This is a genomic window from Rhizobium sp. P1_B8, from assembly GCF_056406515.1.
Genome location: NZ_JBFTZZ010000055.1, coordinates 1 through 18,063 on the forward strand (window position 1 = coordinate 1; position 18,063 = coordinate 18,063).

Sequence of the window (18,063 nt, forward strand, 5' to 3'; positions counted from 1 at the left end):
TATACGGTCGTAGCTTGGTGATGCGATGTAGGTCATGGGAAGCTCCCTGCTGATCGAGAGGAACACCTGAACAGAACTCCGGTTCCACACTACGCATCTGCGGTAAGCGCCGTCGTTTGCCGCCGGCGCTTACGTCACGCATTGGCGCTGATCCGCCTGCATCCCCTTGGCCTTAGGCGTTCATCAAGCGTCATCCTGGCGAATGGCCGGTGGCTGTGCTGCAGATGGACCATATGCTCTGACCACGGCAGTCTGGCTGTCTTGGAACTTTCGATCTCGCAAGTCTGTTCGTACTGTTGAATGGAGGTACTGGCCATGTCCAAAAAGAATAATGACAAAGGGGGCAATCCTAAAGACCAGCCGGTCAATCACCCTGACCGTAAAGAAGTGCCACCGGAGCCTGACGATCACAAACACCCGGCTCGAGATACAAGGGAGGCACCGGTGCCCAACCCAAACGATGAGCCTGTCGACAAACCTTAGCAACTGCCAGACCGTCGTGAACCGACTTTTGGATCGTAACCGATGTTCTCATCCCACGGCTTATGTCGCCAAATACTGGGATGGTCTTTGTGTTTTCCTGACCGACGGTCCATCGAGATCGATTACAACACCGTCGAGAGAACCATCCGGCCGATAGCGCTTAATCGTAAGAATGCTCTCTTCGCCGGACACGATGCTGGAGCGGAGAACTGGGCGATCATCGCCTCCCTCATCGAGACGAGTAAGCTCAACGGTGTCGATCCGTTCGCCTGTCTCACCGCCACTCTCAACGCCATAGCTAACGGCCACAAGCAGAGCCGAATAAAGGAACTCCTGCCGTGGAATAACCTGGCACGGCAATATGCATTCAAAGCCTTCTATCCGGCACATTGCGGACTTCTCCCGACATTTGATCCGTCGTTTTAACCCGCCAAAAACGACCGGCGTCTATGGATGTCTCAAGTACCGTGCGAGGTTGCCGTTGAGTGCTTTAACTCGTCAAGGTTTGTTGGCCTCGTGCGCACGGCGAAGAGCCGTCGTCGTCGCGGCTCCACTCCTCGACATCAAGCGAGAAAACTCGTCAGTATGGGAGCAGGGCACCGCTTACCCCAAGAACTCGGTGCCAGCGAAGGTTTCGAACCATTCCCAATAAGCGGAGACAGCTTTGAAAAAATTCAATCCCATTCGAACGCGGGAGGTGATGGGCGGCACTATCGCCCGCGCACTTCGTGCCGAATACGATCCCGCGATGCCGATGGGGAATGTTGCGGTGCATGAGATCAACGATGTTATCTCTGCCTGGCTGGTGCGTCATGACAAGGAAATAACACCCGTTCTTCCACGTGCGCTCCAATGGTTGGACAAGGCCATCGAGGGAAAAGAAGAGGAAAGGTTTGGTCCTTTTCCCTGTTCCCACCGCAGGACTTTGCACTGGGCCAAGGCCCTTGGCCACTGGATGCACGGTAAAGGAAACGACGAAGCATCGTGGAAAACCGCTCAGGATGCAGAGATTGAATACATGCGAACCGGCTTTACCAAAGTACTCGGTGTCGACAAGTTTGACTACAAGCTCCAACGTTTCGTTCCTCAGGAAATCAAGGGCCTGCCGTATAGTTCACGGAGACTGCTCGTCGACGGAACTCTCGACGATTTCATGGCGTTCAGCCTCCAGGCTGGTCAATACGACACCGCAGTCGAAGAATATGAGCGACATCTAAAGCCGAAAAACCCATCACTCAAAACAACGTTAAAGCCACGGGCGTTTGCCTATGCGCTCTGTCTGAAAAAATTAGGGCGGGCGCGATTTGGCGACAATGACCTGTTGGAGGCCGGGCAGCGAATGTTGCGGGCCAATCTCGAGGAAACATGGTTGGGAGTCGGCCAATATGAGCGTGCGGCCACATGGTTGAAGATCGTCTATTGGGACCGCGACCAGACCCTGACGCCACTGGAGACCATCCTTAAAGCCTATGACAACATGCCAAACGTACCGTTGCCTGATTTCATGCTGGCAACCCGGTCCGAACTTGAGCCAAATTCCCTTCGAATGAGGTGGGCACAGTTAGTCAAAAGACTTCGGTTCAAATGAGGTTTTGCATTGATAACGTGAGCACTGATTTCGTAAGCGGTGTCCCGCTTACACGTTGACCGAGCTGCGTTTTGTAGTGCCGAGTGCTTTAGGATGAGGGGATAGCCCTGCGGAGATTTACTCGGCCTCAATAATTCCACGGCAGCAACCTATCGATCTGGCTCTGAGCCTGGTTCATAGGTCCTTCCTCTCAAGCGAGCAGACTTCGAGATCGTCTTCGTCGAAAACCACCTCGGCCACTCCAAACGGGGGGCCATCAAACCAGCCCATCGCATCTGCCTGCTCATAAGTAGGCGTTTCGTGCTCTTTCGTGCCACCAGCCTGGACGGTCGTCATCTCAACCGGATGGACGCGAATCGCGACAACTGTGCGCGTTCCGACGTCGGTACACCGCCACCGCCTCTTCCCGCACCAGAACTCCAGACCGATCTGAAACTCCGAGTGTTCCATGCATGATCTCCCTGATTTAGTATGTGATGATTACAAATAGCCGAGTGTCGGGTCTTCGAGGCTGCTGCTATCTTGTAAAAGTCGAATCAGGAGGTCACAAACCTGACTCGCGCCGAACAAGGCGCTCTCTCCAATCCAGCCACGCACGGTTTATGATGGTTGTTTCCTCAACCGGAGCGCCCATGGTCCAATACTGTCGGCCGTCGATGTCAAGGTAGACAGAGCTTCTACTAGTTGGCTCAAACCACCTTCGTTCGCCCTGGGTACGGATGAATGAGACGGCTTCCTCAAACAGGGCCTGGTCCTCCGGCGGATCGTCGAATTGCCGTACCGAGTATTCGTGCGGCCACTGCGGCATGGTTTTCGCGTAACGCCAGTGGCGCGTGCCGATGAACTTCTTGAAGTCATCAATGCTATCCATTAGGTCTCGTCTTTGCTCCTGAAGTTCAAGAGGCTAATCATGCGACTACTCATGAGCCACCTCGCCCAATTCAGCTCGCTCTCCAAACAGGGAGAGTTGCTGTGCACGCAGGGGCTTGCCTACCTTCTTCAGAATTCGGATGCACGCAAGAGCTTTGGGGACCATATCTCCAAGATGGTGGGCAGAACTATCAACGCCGACTTGACTTGGCGAGCCGAGGCTCGACAGAAAGACGGTGCCCGCCCCGACTTGGAGGGCTGCACGGCTGACGGAAAGCTCGTGGTCAAGATAGAGGCGAAATTGGGCGCGGCGTTTGGCGAGGGCCAACTCAGTTCGTACCTTGGCGACCTTCAAGAAAGCTCTGATAGTGGAATGTTGCTGGTGCTGGTACCTCATTATCGGGTTGCTGCGATGAAAGCATCGGTGCCGTGTGTGTCCGCTCCTACCGAGGATGGTCCTTGGCAGCGGGGTGCAACGTCCGACTTTTCGGTTGCGGTGATCGATTGGGAAGGGGTCTTGGTCGCCCTGAAAGATGTTCGCTCCGAACCGTTCCGTGGTGACCTTGCCCAATTTCGGGCCATGTACAGGGTCCTTCAGGGCTACGACATCGAGCCACTGAGGAGTGTCTCTGAACTGTTCGCTTGGCGCGAGCGGAAAGAGGTATTCGTCAATCTTGTGGATCGCGTTACCCGCCGCTTGGCGCAGCAGAGCCGAGTCCTCCCAATGGGCAAGGACGGTCCCGACGACTACCAGCGTCGATATGTCTGCCTACCGCTTGGCGCAGACGAGCCCTGCTTCAGCGTGGGGGTCCGCGATCCTTTTCCGGGGTACACGACGCCTATCTGGCTGCGTTTCCACCGTCTTACGCCCAAGTTCTCGGTTATCCGCGAACGTCTTGTCGCGTCTGGCTTCGCGCAGCGATTAACTGAGTGCGGTGGCCACATCTGGATACATCTCGATGTTCCGCTCAATGCCGACGGCGAAAGTCTGGTTGATTCGTTGGTTGAGCAAGCACAACGGGTTATCGAGGTCGCGTACCAGCCATTGTGACACACAGACGTGTGTCCCGCAAAATCTCTGAGAAGCGGCAGTTATGCTTGCCCCGGCGACGACTGGTGAATGAGTGACTGCCCCGGTTTTCTCACAGCACCTCTGCCGTGCTGGGGACAATGCCTTCATCGAAGCATTCAACGGCCGCTTCCGAGCCGAATGTCTGAACCAGCATTGGTTCCTGACCCTTGCGGATGCCCGCGAAAAGATGGAGGATTGGCGCAGAGACTACAATGAGGTTCGGCCACATGGTGCCATCGGCAATAAGGTGCCAGACTTACTAATGAATCCGGGAGGCGCAACCAGCCCACCTCCTTGAATGAAGCCGGAAAACTCCAGTCTCCGGTGGTCCAGAATCCTGGGGCGGTTCAAAAACCGCCGGGGCTCTACTCGCCGCCGGATGAAAGTTCAGTGGCAGGTCACTAGGACTTCCGAGTTCGGCGTTACCTCACAAGACGGCCCTCACCGTGGGCTTACGTGGGATCAGGACAGCGCTTACTTTGGATCGGGTTCGCTGTTGCCTGGAACAAGGAAGATCCAAACGTCTCGCGATGACATCATCGATGTCTTTGATTTCTCGAGCGCCGGCCATCCTAGCGTCGCAATCAAACTATTCCTCGGCGTCGGAACAGTTCTTATATTGCAGCTTCTGAAGTGGCGCATCCAGCCTCAGGATGAGCCCGGTCGGGGCGTAATCAAGAGAGACCTCCCCGAAAGCGGACAGGCTGGAGCTGACGAGCCGCGTGCCGAACCCCTTCTTGGTTGGAGTTTCCACCGCCGGACCTCCAACCTCCTGCCAAGTGAAGTTCAGGCTCGGGGCGCCCGCCTTGTCGCCTACCGACCACTCGATTGCAACAGTCCCTGTATCCTCCGAAAGCGCACCATACTTATTGGCGTTGGTGACGAGTTCGTGCAGCACGAGGGAGAAACAAAGGGCCGCCTGTGGACTCAATTCAACGTCGGGACCGCTTGCTTTGAAACGTCCTGACGTCTGAAGTCCGAGATTAATCGCGGTAGCCTCGACAATCGTTCCCATGGTCGTGCCCAACCAATTTTGCTGCAGCAAAATATCGTGTGCTTTCGAGTAAGCATTGATCCGCGCAGAGATCGATTGTTCCGCTTCCTCCAGAGAGCTGGCGTTTCGAAAGGATTGACTGGTGATAGCCTGAACGACGGCCAGCGTGTTTTTCATGCGGTGAGAGAGTTCGTGCATCAGGACGCGCTGTCGCTCCTCGTTTTCTCTCTGCTCGGTGCGATCTCTCAGAATCTTCACAAAGCCCTCGACTTCGCCATCATCCGACGTCAGCGCCATCATCTGACCCGACGCCCAGAACAACGATCCGTCCTTGCGAACGTGCCAGCGTTCATCGTTGCCATGGCCTTCCGCTAAAGCGGCGGTCATCTCCCGTTGGAGAATCCCCGCCTGCAGGTCTTCCTGCGTGAAAATGACGGCTGCGGGCTTGCCGATAATCTCAGCCTCGTCCCATCCGAGGATCCGTCGCGCACCCTCATTCCACGTAGTCACCAGGCCATCGAGATCCATGGAGATGATCGCATACTCGATCGCGCTCTGCAGAATGGCTTCGAGAAAGCGCTCTCGGGAGCGGCTGGAACTGGAAAAGGGTTTCATGATCATATTATACGCGCGAACCTTTCAAGGCCTGCAAGGCTGAAAGGCCTCATCCTGATTTTATACCGGACGCCGTCGCGTTGGCAAAGGCCGCAGCCGTGACACGTTGTCGGGCAAGTCCCGGAGGAGCGATCGCTAAAGCCACACAACCTTCTCGGAAACAAAGATACGCGAGCCACGTTATCAAGCGACGTCTTAGTGAGCGTGGAAGCATGACAGGCCATTCGAGAGAACAACTCCACGGGGATTTGCCTTCCGCATCTTCAAAAGCAGCTTCCGCCGATCGGAAGGAGTTGGCAGCGATCGCATTTGAACGCACCCGGATGCCGATGGTCGTCACCGATGGGCGAAAGCCGGATCTTCCGATCGTGCTCGCAAACAAGGCATTCCTCGAACTGACAGGTTATGCGGCGCCTGAAGTGCTGGGGCGCAACTGTCGTTTCCTGCAGGGTCCCGCGACGTCTCCGATTGCCGTCGCCGAAATTCGTGCGGCTATCGCCGGCGAGCGTGAGGTCAGCGTCGAGATCCTCAATTATAAGAAGAGCGGTGAGCAGTTCTGGACGCTTGCATCTAAGTCCCGTCCATGGGGATGACGGAAGGATCCTGTATTTCTTTGGCTCTCAAATCGACATGACGGAGTACCGGCGGATCGAGGCACTGGAGGCCTCCGAGCATCGCCTGCTGATGGAAGTCGACCACCGATCCAACAACGTCCTGGCGATCGTCGACAGCATCGTCCGCCTGAGCAACGCCGATGACCCGGCCCTTTATGCCGCCGCTATTCAGCATCGGGTGCAGGCGCTCGCCCGTGCCCATACCTTGCTTGCTGAACGAAGATGGACAAGCATTTCTGTTGAGGAGCTTATTCGTCAACAGGTGACGCCGTTCGCGGCCACCCGCGCTTTTTTTGCCGGGCCGGATATCAGAATGGATGGGCCGGTCGTCCAGCCCCTTGCGCTCGTGTTCCATGAACTCGCTGTCAACGCAGCCCAGCACGGTGCGCTCGCCGCTGCGCGAGGCAGACTTTCAATCAGTTGGAAGCCCAAACCGTCCGGAGCAGGCTTTAATATCCGGTGGCAGGAGGTGGGCTCGCGCCCTCTGCCTACATTCGCCAAACGAGGTTTTGGCACGGTGATTGTCGGCGCAATGGTCGAAAGGCAGCTTAAAGGGCGAATTGAGAAAACTTGGTCGGAGGATGGGCTGCTTATAGACATTGAGATCCCATCGGCAGGCTCGACCTATGACGGCACCTTGGCACCGGAACACTGATGTCAAGAACCTGCCATCGGGATCGAACGCTTAGCGTCCGCCAACGATGGGCTCCTAACGATGCGGTACCGTGCCTCGACAAGATTATAGAGTCCGAAAGCCGCCAATCCAACGGCGACCGCGACATACAGAAAGGATCCTAGCGGAAGCTGGCGCAGCCATTCCAGGGCGTCGCCCATGCTACCGGCTTGTCCAGGATCCACCCTGAAACCTGCATAGGCGAAAAGTACTCCGGTAGCCGCAAACACCACGCCGCGGGCGACAAGGCCATAGATGCATACCAACGTCACGATACCCTTGTGATCAGGTATCTGAAGGTGGCGCTCGAACTTCCTGGTGATGCCCTTCACGGCCGTCACGACGCCGCCGATGATGAAGCCGGCGCCGACCGCGATCGCAAAGTAGGATCCAAACGGCTGCGACATGATCCATCCTGCCAGATCCTTCTCACCAGAAGCTTCGCTACCTCCTCCCAGGAAAAAGGCGTTCCCGAGCGCATATGCGGCAAGCCCGAGATAGGTGATGGCGCTGCCAAAGAGCGCGGATCGGATCGCCAATGCCTTCCCGTCCCTACCGTGGCCGTCGCTGTCTGCCAGGGACTGCGCCAACCTCCAGGCAACAAATCCTAGAAGGCCGAGCCCGATCAATCCGACCCATACGCGACCGAGCGGCTGTCCAAGGAGTGCTGAAAGCGCGGATTTCGTTTCGGGCCGGCCACCGGCCACGCCGGAGAAGAGAGCAAGCCCGGCCACAAGGAGAAAGACAACGCCGCGCGCCGCATAGCCGCCTTTGGCGAGCACATCAAATCGATTTCCCTTGGTCATCAGCGGTCCCGTCGGTTTCAGCGCGCCATATTCAACGCGCCAACTCGCTGAAAGTTTGCTGGAGACCGGCAACGATGCAGCCACAGAACGGCGGGGCCATATCCTGGTGACGGAACGCCACAGGTGGGCTGGTTGTTGTCGGCGACCATTTGAATGCGACAATACCGAAGCGTTGCCATCATGTGGCAACCTCGCTGCCAATACAGCGAGATTGGCAGCAGGGCCTGACAATCGCATGCCACTGCTGCCAAACAACGCGCATCACCCCAAACACATCTCTCTTTTAGCTATTGATCGTGATGCGCTTAGCAGTCGATTGTTCCGACCCCGAGCGGGGCAGAGTGACAGTCAAAACGCCATTCCTGAAGGAGGCCGAGATTCTGTCTTCCTCTACCTCGCTGTTTAAGGAAAGACGGCGTTCGAAGCGGCCATAGAACCGCTCGGAGAACTGCCGGTCTTTGTCGTCGTTTTCGCCAAGCTTTTCACCCCGGATGGTCAAGACGCCGTTGTCGAGCAAGACTTCAACGTCTTTCTCGTCCATGCCAGGAATATCAGCGGTGACGCGGATTTCCTTCTCGGTTTCCGAGACGTCGATCTTCGGCCAGGAGCTTTCAAACATGAAGCCAGAACCGCTGGCCGGGAACCGATGCTCGAAGCCACGGAAGACATCATCAAACAGCCTGTTCATCTCGCGATGAAGCGCCAAGAACGGATTATGATCTCTGCCTGCATAGTCGGTCGGAACCGTACTCTTGCCGCGGCCCCGCGAAATTAGATCACGAACACTCATCTGTACCTCCATGTCTGGCCGCGCCGGCAAGTCCGGCGCCGGCCGTCATCTAGTTCGATTATGCAACCTGCTTTCCGCCTTCGATCTGAAGCGGTGCAGTCTGCTTTTCAACCTGCTGGGCTTCGCTGGCGCCGATGGGAATGCGCCGCGGCTTCATCTCTTCGGGGATCTCCAGTTTCAACTCGACCGACAGAAGACCGTTTTTCAGGCTTGCCCCAGACACCTTGACATGGTCGGCGAGCTCGAAGCGCCGCTCGAACGACCGGCCCGCGATGCCGTGATGCAGATATTGCGCGTCCTCCTTATCGGCTTTCTCACCAGCAATAATGAGCACGTTTCGCTCATGCGTGATCGAAAGGTCCTCCTCGCCGAAACCCGCGACAGCAATGACGATGCGGTAGTCGTCATCGCCCGCCTTGACAATATTGTAAGGCGGCCAAGTGTCGACAGGTTGAACCCGCTGCGCATTGTTGAGGAGGTTGAAAACGCGGTCAAAGCCGATGCTGGACCGGTAAAGGGGGGCGAAGTCGAATTCGTTTCTCATAGCCATATCCTCCGTAAAGCAACATGGAATGAAGACGCATTGGAAACTTGCGTCTCCACCAATTCAGCCCCGTTAGTGGCGGCTGACGAAACTGATTTGGTTGCGGAGTTTTCAGGGTTCAAGAGCACCCCAGACAAAAATTGGCACTCTGGACACTAGAGTGCTAAAATTGGGTGTACCATTGATGAGCTGCCGTTTTCTGAACGGCATTTTCTAAGGCCGATTGTTGAAAAGGCGCTCTCATAGTCACGCCAACAGGCGCGCCGTTCTTGACCGTGTGATGCCCATCGACTTTTCACGCATGTCCCCGCCGGGCAATCGCAGGCGCAATGGTGAACGGCCCGTTGATCACCAAGGGGATTTGTCTGACGGGCCTTGAACGATCGGCTACCCCCCACAATATCATTTTCATCAGGACCATTGGTGGCATGAAAGGAGGAAAAGATGCCGCTGAACGATGTTCTATGGACCCAGCCGGTGAGAATCCGGCTGCAGTGCGGTTTGGAGCGCACCTTCGCAGGCGCATACGACGCCTTGGATTTTCTCGAGAACGAATGGCCGCTGCGTCATGGTGAGCGCCATCAACGCGCAGTGAAAACGTGTCGTGGCGTCCTCAACGGCAGCATTCCCAGCATCGTCGCGCGCGAAGCCTTCGTGGCGGCTTGCCTCGAAGCGGGCATGCCATCCGTTCTGGCCCCGTGGAAGAGAAAGCCGACCACGCATCCGGCTCGGCCAGCGCGTCTCGTTGCCAATTAAAGGAGAATCGATGACCTCGCCTCCGATGAGGCGAGGTCTAGCATAAGCGCCGCTTTTCCCGTTATTTGGCTGGACGAACGCCGTGATGGAACTTCTGAGTGCCAGCCGGCATTTCGCTGTCGGGACTGTTTCGGGAACGACCATGGCCAGCGATAAACTGTCGACCTATCGATCGAAGCGCGACTTTCAAAAAACGGCCGAACCGAGCGGCGAAAAGCGCCTCGCGCGCAGCAACCGTCGTCGTTTCGTCATCCAGAAGCACGACGCGACCCGACTGCATTACGATTTGCGCCTCGAACTCGACGGCGTCTTCAAGTCTTGGGCTGTCACCAAAGGCCCGTCCCTCGATCCGCACGACAAGCGGCTGGCCGTCGAAGTGGAAGATCACCCGCTGGACTACGGTGATTTCGAAGGCACCATTCCGAAAGGCCAGTATGGCGGCGGCACTGTCATGCTCTGGGATCGCGGTTATTGGGAGCCGGAAGGAAAGAAGAGCCCGGAGCAGGCGCTGGCGAAAGGCGATTTCAAATTCACGCTGGAAGGCAAACGCCTGCATGGCAGCTTCGTGCTGGTGCGCATGCGCAACGACCGCGACCGTGGCAGCCGGACAAACTGGCTGCTGATCAAGCACCACGACGAATTCTCGGTCGAGGAAAACGGCGCGGCCACACTTGAGGAAAACCAGACATCAGTTGCCTCTGGCCGTACCATGGAAATGATTGCCGCCGGCAAGGGACGAAAGCCCAAGCCCTTCATGGTCGAGGGCGGCGACGTTCAAGCCGATGCCGTCTGGGACAGCAATCACGGACTGGCTGCCGAAGAGCGAAAAGAAGACACTGGAGCTGATCGGAAGGCGAAAACGGCCACAAAGGTTGATCTACCGGATTTCATTGCGCCACAGCTCTGCCAGACCCTGGAGCGTCCGCCCGCCGGCACCGGCTGGATTCACGAGATCAAGTTCGACGGCTACCGTATCCAGATGCGCGTACTGGACGGGGAGGCGACGCTGAAGACCAGGAAAGGGCTCGACTGGACGACAAAATATCCCGAGATCGCCGAGGCGGCATCGACACTGCCCGATGCGATCATCGACGGCGAGATCTGCGCCCTCGACGATAATGGCGTTCCTGATTTCGCGGCCCTGCAGGCGGCCCTTTCGGAAGGCAAGACCGGCGAACTCGTCTATTTCGCATTCGACCTTCTCTATGAGGGTGGCGAGGACGTGCGATCTCTACCGCTCGTCGAGCGCAAGGCGCGGCTTCAAAGGCTTCTGTCCGACGCCGGCAGCGATCCGCGCATCCGTTTCGTCGAGCATTTCGAAACGGGCGGTGATGCAGTTCTCCGGTCTGCCTGCAAGCTCTCACTGGAAGGCATCGTCTCGAAAGAGGCCGATGCACCCTATCAATCCGGCCGCACCGAAAACTGGGCGAAGTCGAAATGCCGCGCCGGCCACGAGGTGGTGATCGGCGCCTATGCCAAGACCAACGGGAAATTCCGATCCCTGCTGGTCGGCGTCTATCACGGCGACCACTTCGTCTATGTCGGCCGCGTCGGCACGGGATATGGCGCAAAGAAAGTGGAAACGCTGCTTCCGAAGTTGAAAGCGCTCGAGACGGCGAAATCGCCCTTCACCGGCATCGGCGCGCCGAAGAAGGAGGCCGAGGTCACGTGGCTGAAGCCCGAGCTCGTGGCGGAAATCGAATTCGCAGGCTGGACGGCCGACGGTATTGTCCGGCAGGCGGCCTTCAAAGGGCTGCGCACGGACAAGCCGGCCAAGGAGGTCAAGGCCGAACGGCCGGCGAAACCCGCGCAGACAGACGTGCCGCAGCCGGTGGCGGAGACGAAGGCCATGCCGGTCCGGCGAAAGGGCGCCAAGGCCGAGGTCATGGGCGTGACGATTTCCAACCCCGACAAGCCGCTATGGCCTGATGCCAATGATGGCAAACCTGTCACCAAGGAGGAACTGGCCCGTTACTACGAAATGGTCGGTTCCTGGCTGATCGAGCACATCAAGGGACGGCCATGTTCCATCATCCGGACGCCCGACGGCATCGGTGGCGAGCAGTTTTTCCAGCGCCATGCGATGCCCGGCACCTCCAACCTGCTTGAACTGGTGAAGGTCTTCGGCGACAAAAAGCCTTATTTGCAGATCGACCGCGTCGAAGGCCTTGCTGCCGTCGCGCAGATCGGTGGCGTCGAGCTGCATCCCTGGAATTGTGAACCGCATCAGCCTGAGGTGCCGGGCCGGCTCGTCTTCGACCTTGATCCAGGTCCGGACGTGCCATTCTCCGCGGTCGTTTCGGCAGCCCGCGAAATGCGGGACCGTCTCGACGAGTTGGGCCTGGTCAGCTTTTGCAAGACCACTGGTGGCAAGGGCCTGCACGTCGTCACGCCACTCGCAATCAACAAGCGCAAGCCGCTTTCGTGGGCGCAAGCGAAGGGTTTTGCCCACGACGTCTGCCAGCAGATGGCGCGTGACAATCCCGATCTCTATCTGATCAAGATGACCAAGAGCCTGAGGGATGGCCGGATCTTCCTCGATTATCTGCGCAATGACCGGATGGCGACGGCAGTGGCACCTTTGTCGCCCCGTGCCCGGCCGGGTGCCACCGTCTCGATGCCGTTGACATGGACACAGGTCAAATCGGATCTCGACCCGAAGCGCTTCACCATCCGCACCGTCCCGACCATCCTCTCGAAATCATCGGCCTGGGACGATTATTGCGATGGCCGGCGGCCACTGGAACAAGCGATCAAGCATCTCGGCAAGGGGCGAGTTGCCGTATGATCTCGCCGCTCTTCGAAAAGGCCTGACCGGCAAAAATCAGGCGGCGATTGCGGCGAAGATGCTAACATATAATAGCCCTTGTGCCCGGCAGCGGCAGCATCGGCAGATGCTACTCGGCCTGCACACTCTGGTCCTTCGGCAGCAAAATCGTCATCGCCGCCGCGACGGCGGCCGTAACTGCAACGGCGAGATAGATGCCGCTGAAACTCTGGGTCGATGTCTTGATCACGGCGCCAAAGAAGTTCCCTGTGGTGCCGCCGATGCCTTGGAACACGGTGCAGATGCCTAAGACAGTCACCGCGACGCGGGGCGTGGCGCGATGTGAGACGTAGGCCGGCAGCAGGCCATAGATCGGATAAAAACCCAGCGAAAAGAAGATGCCTGACAGGAGCGAGAGTTCCATGGAGGGATCGAGGACTACGAGGGCGCCGGCGGCGAGGAAGCTTGAGTAACAAGCGAGCATGGCATGGCGCGCTCCGAGGCGCGACGATATTGTGCCAATGGCGAAGCCTGCGCTGATCCCCACCGCCCCGATCGTTGCCCAGAGCCATGAGGCAAAGCCGACGGAATAGCCGAGTTCCTCGCGCAGGAACGGCGAGAGATAGGTGAGATAGGGATATGGCATCAGGCCGTTGATGAAGCCGAGCGCGAAGATCAGCGCCACCCATGGCATGATGGAGCGCAGGCTTGCTGAACTGCCGGCAGTAGGCGCGCGCGTTTCGTGACTTGTCCCGCTGTCGAAGAGGCCGGCCCGCCCGAAGAGAATGTGGGTGACAATGGCCAGTGTAATCGTGGCCGCGCCCGTGAGGTACCAGACCATCTGCCAGTGGCCGCTTCCGGCGTATGCGGCCACGAGTGCGCTGTTGATGAGGACGCCAAAGGCCGGCGCGCTGGAGATCAGGCTCATGGCAAAGCCGCGCTGTTCAGCTCCCACCACCCGCGAGGCGAGATTAATCATCGGCACGAAGGTCGATGCGCCCGTTGCGCCGGCGACCATCAGCAGCCCGGCAACAACATAGAGATTGTCGATGATGGGGATGCCCGACAGGCAAAGCCCGCAGAGCGACACGGACGCCACCACCGTCCGCGCTGCACCGATGCGATGGACGAGCCAGGTGCCGAGCACGGCAAATGCCACCGTGGAAAACTGGACTAGGCCGGTGACAGTGCCGACGAACGCATAGTCGAAGGCAAGATCGTTCCGCATGTCGGGGATGATCTGGGGAAACAGGCTGAGGCCGAAGCCGTAACACGTGCCGACGCAGGCGATCATGACGGCGACGAGAACGTTACTCGGGATTCGCACGCTAGTCATGATGATCGGCCTTTGTTGGCAACCGCGTTCCCCCCGCTCGACGCGATGATCATCTAGCATGGGCAGCCGGTGGACTGTCGGGTCTGCGACGCCTGTTGCCGATATTGCCGCGCTTCGGGTGCCCCGGCATTGAGCGCGCCAATAGTCTTGCGCGCGCCCGGGCATGGTCGTGACCGCGTCTGGTGCAAGGCGGCCATCCAGCCTGGCTTGCAAATCGCAGAGGCTAATGTTCGAGCGGCCATCAAGGCAGTCGCAACATGCTTCGGCAGGCCCTCCCATCTGGCCGCGACGAGACCTCCCGCCTAGCAGAACCCGTTCAACTTGAGAATCTTATGGGCGTCGATTGCCGCCCGGAGTTCATCTTCGGAGTTTCGATCTCCTCGGTTAGCATCTGGATGGTGCATCTTCAGCATCTGCTTGTAGCGTCGTCTAATCTCCTCAGACGTCGCGTCCTGCGAAAGGCCGAGCGTTTCGAAGGCTTTTGCTTCCAATACCTTGAGCTTACGTCGCTGAAGATCAGCTTTCGTTGTTTGATGTTGAGCAGCAATCTTGCGAGCGTTAAGGGTTTTTGCCGTACCGGAGCGAACGGTCGAAGGAAGCGGCATCTCTGTCGCCTGATCAACGCGGGTCCCCCACGTCTTACGGCTGCCGTTTGCTGCTTCCCTCTGATAGCGGGCGGTCACTGGATCAGACAGATTGCTCGCGAAATTATATCCCTTATTGTATTCCCTCGCATGTTGCGCGCAGAACACCAGGTATAATCCTTCCGCATCTCGCCCGACGGGCGCACGATTGGTGCCGCCGCTTTCGCAACCGTCCCACTGGCATTTCGACTGGTAAGGCTCGCGGAGCGGAGCCGATTTTTTGCTCGTTGGCCTCAGGCCGACGAAAATCTTCGAATCAAACGTCATCGCGCGTTATATGGCGGTCTCATCGAGGCGGCAAGCAAACCATCCACGAGATTTCAGAAAGATGACGATGGAGGCGCGCCGATAGTCGGGACAGGTGGTTCCTGCTCCGGCTCTTTACGCCTTGCCCGTCACCGGCGCTCAGTTGCCTCGCGCACTCCATCCTCGTCCCAACCCCCTCAATGTCTGAAGCGCGATGAGCGTCTCGATTTTCGCCCTTTTCCACTACCTGCGAAGTCTCATTGAGTTGGCGCCTAGCAGCTCGAGACATGACGAGGTTCGGAGCGCGATCCACATCTTCACGGTGGTAGCTGGGCGATGCCATACAGGTCATTTGGCAGCACCTTGCTAATCAAGAGGTTGAGATCGATGCCTTGGCTGCCCCTTGATCTGGGCTCGCCGATAGAGCGGGTCGGCGTGCTTGGACACTAGGACATGTGCGATGGTCGTCTCCGTCGGCAATCCAGCCTGGATCAATCCTGCAGGAGCCTGAGCCTGAACAACACCATCGATCCAGACACGGCAGGCGTATAGGGGCGACGGGTGACGATCACGCGGAACTGCGCCGGGATGACATCCAGCCGCTCGGACGGACATCAAACGTATACATGTCAAGGGAGCACCGAGCACGCCGCTACGGCGTGCTCGCCTATGCTTTTCGCTGAACCAATCGAGCCGCCGAAACCGGCAGCTCGATCCGTCACCCGTTGACCCTCCGAACGCTCGCAACGCTGACGTCGCAGGCAGCCCGGCGCGTAGCAAGCACCTTGACCGAAAAGAGCGCGTAGATGATCAACGGAAGGCAGACGAGATAGGATGTCCTGATGCCCGCATGTTCGGCAATGAAACCGAGCAGCGGCGGCGCCAGGAAGAAGACGACGAAGGTCATCTGGCCAAGGGCAGCGACGTTGAGATGGGCCGCGCGATCTGTGCGCTGGGCCGCCGCCGAGACGGCGAGAGGATAGACCGCGCTGCAGCCTGCGCCCATCAGGGCAAAGCCCGTCAGCGCGACATAGGCATGCGGCGCGCCCCAGACGGCGCAGATGCCGATCGCCGAAAGAACAAGCAGCATCGTGGCGACGGCCCGCGCGCCAAACCGATCGACCAATGGATCGACGAACAGGCGCGCCAGCGCCATGCAAAAGGTAAAGAGTGTCAATCCCAGTCCGCCGATGAAGGGCTCGGCTGAAAACACGTCGCGCATGTAGATCGCCGACCAGTCGATCCCGGCACCTTCGACGAGAAAGGCCGCGATGCCGATTACGCAGAGCGGCATGAGGCCCCAGGTGGGAAGCGCTACCAGCGGCACCTTGCCTTCGTTCAACGCGATCCGCGCCGGCGCATTGCGCATGCCGGAAATCGCCCACATGCCGAGCACAAGCACCGCGGCAAAGGTCATGGCGAGATGGAGCTGCATCGAAATACCGGCTTGGCGGACCACCGAAGAGACAAGCGCCGTGACGAAGAAGCCGAGGCTCCAGAAACCATGCGCCCTGTTCATCACGCCGCGTCCCAGCTGCGCTTCAATGCGGTCGATCTCGACGTTGAGATTGATCTCCAGCGCCCCGGCAAGCAGCCCCTCGACGAAGAGCACACAGAACACGACCGGAGCCGCACCGATCCACGGCACCAGCGACAGCAACGCAGACGTGCCGAGAACGGTAATGAATGCCGTCGTCCGCGCGCCGAGCCGGGCGATCAAGGGCGAAGACAATGTCAACGAAATCAAGGCGCCGATCGCAGCCCCTATCAACGTCAACCCAAGCTCTGACTTGTCGACGCCAAGCGCCACCTGCAAATCCGGCATCCTCGACAGCAGCGCCCCAAGTGATACGGCGAAGAGAAAAAAGCAGACATAGATCCGCTGCTGCGGCGCGATTTTCATGATGCAACTCCGGGTATCGACGCTCGAAGCCGAACGCGCGCTTTTGGATTTGTGATGTCTATCTCACAGGGCCAAAGATCGAAACTTGTTTCTCACGGAACGCCTCGGAGAAGGTGATTAGAGACCGGCGCGATTTGCCTAGCCGCGGTGAGGTCCGCGTGCCGTTGTGATCGGTCTCCGCTCCAATTTTGCGGTGAGGACGTCCAGATCTACCGCCTGAGGGCTTCGCCGGCGGCTGAGAGGCTTGTTCTGCGCGAGTACGTCTCCGACGCAAACGGCCCTCGCGGCCACAGGGTTGAAAGTGATTGATCCCTGGTCCCGATAGCGACTGTGTGTTCGCGTTGGTTCAAGGGGAGGAACATCGACGCTAAGTGCGTTGCTTACTTCGTAAGGTCATAGGGCCGCCCCGTAGGAGCGCAATTTGTTGGTGATCATACGCTTTGGCAGCATGCCCTGCTTCTTCAGGCGTCGCGCCAGCAGGCGCTTGGCCGCCTTGGTGTTGCGGCGCGACCGCACGATCTCATCGAGCACATATCCATCCTGATCAAACGCTCTCCACAGCATTTCTGGCCATTGACGCGCACCACGACTTCATCGAGATACCAGACATCGTCTTCAGTCGACGCCTTATGGCGTGTGCGGCGCCCATAATGGCCGTTCTTTCGGCACCATCGGCGAATGGTCTCATGCGAAACGACGATCCCGCAATCGAGCATCATTTCCTCGACATCGCGCAGGCTCAGATTGAAGCGGAAGTAGAGCCAAACAGCGCGGGCCACGATTCCGATCGGCCCCTCGCCTGAGGGCGGGATGACCGACCTTGATCTTGAATGACTGGTAGCCGACCGGCCGCCGCGGGCGAAAACAGTGCGCAGAATGCCTCGTCGCTAAGATGAAAGTCCAGACCACTGGCACAGGCGCGGACCCCGGTCACGGCGGCTTCCTAGCAGCTAATGCCGACTGCCTCGCGCGATGACATCGCCGATATCGCCCGGTCATTGGCGCGGCCGGCCAGCAAGCGATCTGCGCTGCGGTTCATCGGCGATATGAGCGACATGATGCCGACTCGCTGATCTGCCACTTCCGCCTCCGTCAAAACCTCCTACTAAGATTGCAGTCATCGCGTCCTGCCCCGGCTCTGGTCCTGCCAGGCTCGCGCCGCCGGCAACGGCTTTGCCGTCCTCCACTGCGTTGCGGCCCTGCGGGTGCAGGCAGCACTTGCCGCCCGGCTTTCGGACCGCCGTAGCAGGTCGCGATGGCCGCGACCTCGAAACGGAGGTTCAGACATGAGCAGGCAACCATCCAATCAACGATCCGATATCTACAGCCGCATCACCACCAGGATCATCGCCGATCTCGAAC

General features: G+C 58.5%; 14 protein-coding genes and 6 pseudogenes. 8 read left to right on the forward strand and 12 right to left on the reverse strand.

The genetic code is table 11. From position 1 onward, the window contains the following. Positions 1 to 541: 541 nt before the first annotated feature. Positions 542 to 909: pseudogene (locus AC1D2N_RS35190) on the forward strand (transposase domain-containing protein); the annotation flags it as partial. A 238-nt stretch (positions 910 to 1,147) separates the two neighbouring features. After that, positions 1,148 to 2,071, forward strand: coding sequence for a hypothetical protein (locus tag AC1D2N_RS35195; RefSeq protein WP_018245201.1), 924 nt, complete (start codon positions 1,148 to 1,150; stop codon positions 2,069 to 2,071). A 174-nt stretch (positions 2,072 to 2,245) separates the two neighbouring features. Here AC1D2N_RS35195 and AC1D2N_RS35200 read toward each other — a convergent pair whose 3' ends face one another. Both AC1D2N_RS35200 and AC1D2N_RS35205 read right to left on the reverse strand, forming a co-directional pair. Then, positions 2,246 to 2,521 (reverse strand): hypothetical protein, encoded by a 276-nt coding sequence (locus AC1D2N_RS35200; RefSeq protein ID WP_018245200.1) that lies wholly within the window; start codon positions 2,519 to 2,521, stop codon positions 2,246 to 2,248. Between the two features lie 94 nt (positions 2,522 to 2,615). Then, positions 2,616 to 2,942, reverse strand: coding sequence for a hypothetical protein (locus tag AC1D2N_RS35205; RefSeq protein ID WP_018245199.1), 327 nt, complete (start codon positions 2,940 to 2,942; stop codon positions 2,616 to 2,618). A 39-nt stretch (positions 2,943 to 2,981) separates the two neighbouring features. Here AC1D2N_RS35205 and AC1D2N_RS35210 point away from each other — a divergent pair, with 39 nt between their 5' ends. Continuing rightward, positions 2,982 to 3,992 carry a hypothetical protein gene (locus AC1D2N_RS35210; protein ID WP_245268263.1) on the forward strand — a complete coding sequence of 337 codons (1,011 nt, stop codon included), beginning with the start codon at positions 2,982 to 2,984 and terminating at the stop codon, positions 3,990 to 3,992. Positions 3,993 to 4,107: 115 nt separating this feature from the next. Continuing rightward, positions 4,108 to 4,311, forward strand: a pseudogene (locus AC1D2N_RS35215) (integrase core domain-containing protein); the annotation flags it as partial. A 291-nt stretch (positions 4,312 to 4,602) separates the two neighbouring features. On the opposite strand, the gene AC1D2N_RS35220 reads toward AC1D2N_RS35215, so the two are convergent. Beyond that, entirely contained in the window at positions 4,603 to 5,628 is a 1,026-nt protein-coding gene (locus tag AC1D2N_RS35220) for a sensor histidine kinase (RefSeq protein ID WP_018245196.1), read from the reverse strand. Between the two features lie 206 nt (positions 5,629 to 5,834). On the opposite strand from AC1D2N_RS35220, the pseudogene lov reads away from it, so the two are divergent. After that, positions 5,835 to 6,891 (forward strand): annotated as a pseudogene (lov, locus tag AC1D2N_RS35225) (blue-light-activated histidine kinase). A gap of 2 nt (positions 6,892 to 6,893) precedes the next feature. Here the strand turns inward: lov and AC1D2N_RS35230 are convergent. The 3 genes from AC1D2N_RS35230 to AC1D2N_RS35240 form a co-directional block, all read right to left on the reverse strand. Next, positions 6,894 to 7,715, reverse strand: a complete 822-nt coding sequence (locus AC1D2N_RS35230; protein WP_018517405.1) for a DUF1206 domain-containing protein — start codon at positions 7,713 to 7,715, stop codon at positions 6,894 to 6,896. Between the two features lie 283 nt (positions 7,716 to 7,998). Beyond that, complete coding sequence (locus tag AC1D2N_RS35235; protein ID WP_018245194.1) at positions 7,999 to 8,505, reverse strand: Hsp20/alpha crystallin family protein; 507 nt, start codon at positions 8,503 to 8,505, stop codon at positions 7,999 to 8,001. Between the two features lie 58 nt (positions 8,506 to 8,563). Next, on the reverse strand, positions 8,564 to 9,049 hold the full coding sequence (locus AC1D2N_RS35240; protein WP_018245193.1) for an Hsp20 family protein: 486 nt from the start codon (positions 9,047 to 9,049) through the stop codon (positions 8,564 to 8,566). 444 nt (positions 9,050 to 9,493) lie between these two features. Here AC1D2N_RS35240 and AC1D2N_RS35245 point away from each other — a divergent pair, with 444 nt between their 5' ends. Continuing rightward, positions 9,494 to 9,805 (forward strand): DUF982 domain-containing protein, encoded by a 312-nt coding sequence (locus AC1D2N_RS35245; RefSeq protein ID WP_018245192.1) that lies wholly within the window; start codon positions 9,494 to 9,496, stop codon positions 9,803 to 9,805. A 142-nt stretch (positions 9,806 to 9,947) separates the two neighbouring features. Beyond that, positions 9,948 to 12,593, forward strand: a complete 2,646-nt coding sequence (gene ligD, locus AC1D2N_RS35250; protein ID WP_026188653.1) for a DNA ligase D — start codon at positions 9,948 to 9,950, stop codon at positions 12,591 to 12,593. Between the two features lie 109 nt (positions 12,594 to 12,702). On the opposite strand, the gene AC1D2N_RS35255 is transcribed toward ligD, so the two are convergent. The 4 genes and pseudogenes from AC1D2N_RS35255 to AC1D2N_RS35270 form a co-directional block, all read right to left on the reverse strand. Beyond that, the gene (locus AC1D2N_RS35255; RefSeq protein WP_477982941.1) at positions 12,703 to 13,908 is read right to left on the reverse strand and encodes an MFS transporter; all 1,206 of its coding nucleotides are present in this window, start codon (positions 13,906 to 13,908) and stop codon (positions 12,703 to 12,705) included. Between the two features lie 302 nt (positions 13,909 to 14,210). Continuing rightward, positions 14,211 to 14,819 carry a J domain-containing protein gene (locus AC1D2N_RS35260; protein WP_018245189.1) on the reverse strand — a complete coding sequence of 203 codons (609 nt, stop codon included), beginning with the start codon at positions 14,817 to 14,819 and terminating at the stop codon, positions 14,211 to 14,213. Between the two features lie 384 nt (positions 14,820 to 15,203). Beyond that, a pseudogene (locus AC1D2N_RS35265) lies at positions 15,204 to 15,406 on the reverse strand (IS66 family transposase zinc-finger binding domain-containing protein); the annotation flags it as partial. 110 nt (positions 15,407 to 15,516) lie between these two features. Then, positions 15,517 to 16,701 carry an MFS transporter gene (locus tag AC1D2N_RS35270; RefSeq protein WP_018245188.1) on the reverse strand — a complete coding sequence of 395 codons (1,185 nt, stop codon included), beginning with the start codon at positions 16,699 to 16,701 and terminating at the stop codon, positions 15,517 to 15,519. Positions 16,702 to 16,867: 166 nt separating this feature from the next. On the opposite strand from AC1D2N_RS35270, the pseudogene AC1D2N_RS35275 reads away from it, so the two are divergent. After that, a pseudogene (locus AC1D2N_RS35275) lies at positions 16,868 to 16,977 on the forward strand (DUF4105 domain-containing protein); the annotation flags it as partial. A 123-nt stretch (positions 16,978 to 17,100) separates the two neighbouring features. Here AC1D2N_RS35275 and AC1D2N_RS35280 read toward each other — a convergent pair. Next, positions 17,101 to 17,513, reverse strand: a pseudogene (locus AC1D2N_RS35280) (IS6 family transposase); the annotation flags it as partial. 131 nt (positions 17,514 to 17,644) lie between these two features. Next, entirely contained in the window at positions 17,645 to 17,782 is a 138-nt protein-coding gene (locus tag AC1D2N_RS35285; RefSeq protein WP_155256964.1) for a hypothetical protein, read from the reverse strand. Positions 17,783 to 18,063 lie beyond the last annotated feature (281 nt).

What these genes read in the sequence shown, in the direction of transcription:
- AC1D2N_RS35220 (WP_018245196.1), bottom strand. Translation starts at nt 5,628, where the DNA reads ATGATCATGAAACCCTTTTCCAGTTCCAGCCGCTCCCGAGAGCGCTTT.
- AC1D2N_RS35270 (WP_018245188.1), bottom strand. Translation starts at nt 16,701, where the DNA reads ATGAAAATCGCGCCGCAGCAGCGGATCTATGTCTGCTTTTTTCTCTTC.
- AC1D2N_RS35245 (WP_018245192.1), top strand. Translation starts at nt 9,494, where the DNA reads ATGCCGCTGAACGATGTTCTATGGACCCAGCCGGTGAGAATCCGGCTG.
- AC1D2N_RS35205 (WP_018245199.1), bottom strand. Translation starts at nt 2,942, where the DNA reads ATGGATAGCATTGATGACTTCAAGAAGTTCATCGGCACGCGCCACTGG.
- AC1D2N_RS35200 (WP_018245200.1), bottom strand. Translation starts at nt 2,521, where the DNA reads ATGGAACACTCGGAGTTTCAGATCGGTCTGGAGTTCTGGTGCGGGAAG.
- AC1D2N_RS35230 (WP_018517405.1), bottom strand. Translation starts at nt 7,715, where the DNA reads ATGACCAAGGGAAATCGATTTGATGTGCTCGCCAAAGGCGGCTATGCG.
- AC1D2N_RS35210 (WP_245268263.1), top strand. Translation starts at nt 2,982, where the DNA reads ATGCGACTACTCATGAGCCACCTCGCCCAATTCAGCTCGCTCTCCAAA.
- AC1D2N_RS35240 (WP_018245193.1), bottom strand. Translation starts at nt 9,049, where the DNA reads ATGAGAAACGAATTCGACTTCGCCCCCCTTTACCGGTCCAGCATCGGC.
- AC1D2N_RS35260 (WP_018245189.1), bottom strand. Translation starts at nt 14,819, where the DNA reads ATGACGTTTGATTCGAAGATTTTCGTCGGCCTGAGGCCAACGAGCAAA.
- AC1D2N_RS35255 (WP_477982941.1), bottom strand. Translation starts at nt 13,908, where the DNA reads ATGACTAGCGTGCGAATCCCGAGTAACGTTCTCGTCGCCGTCATGATC.
- AC1D2N_RS35235 (WP_018245194.1), bottom strand. Translation starts at nt 8,505, where the DNA reads ATGAGTGTTCGTGATCTAATTTCGCGGGGCCGCGGCAAGAGTACGGTT.
- ligD (WP_026188653.1), top strand. Translation starts at nt 9,948, where the DNA reads ATGGCCAGCGATAAACTGTCGACCTATCGATCGAAGCGCGACTTTCAA.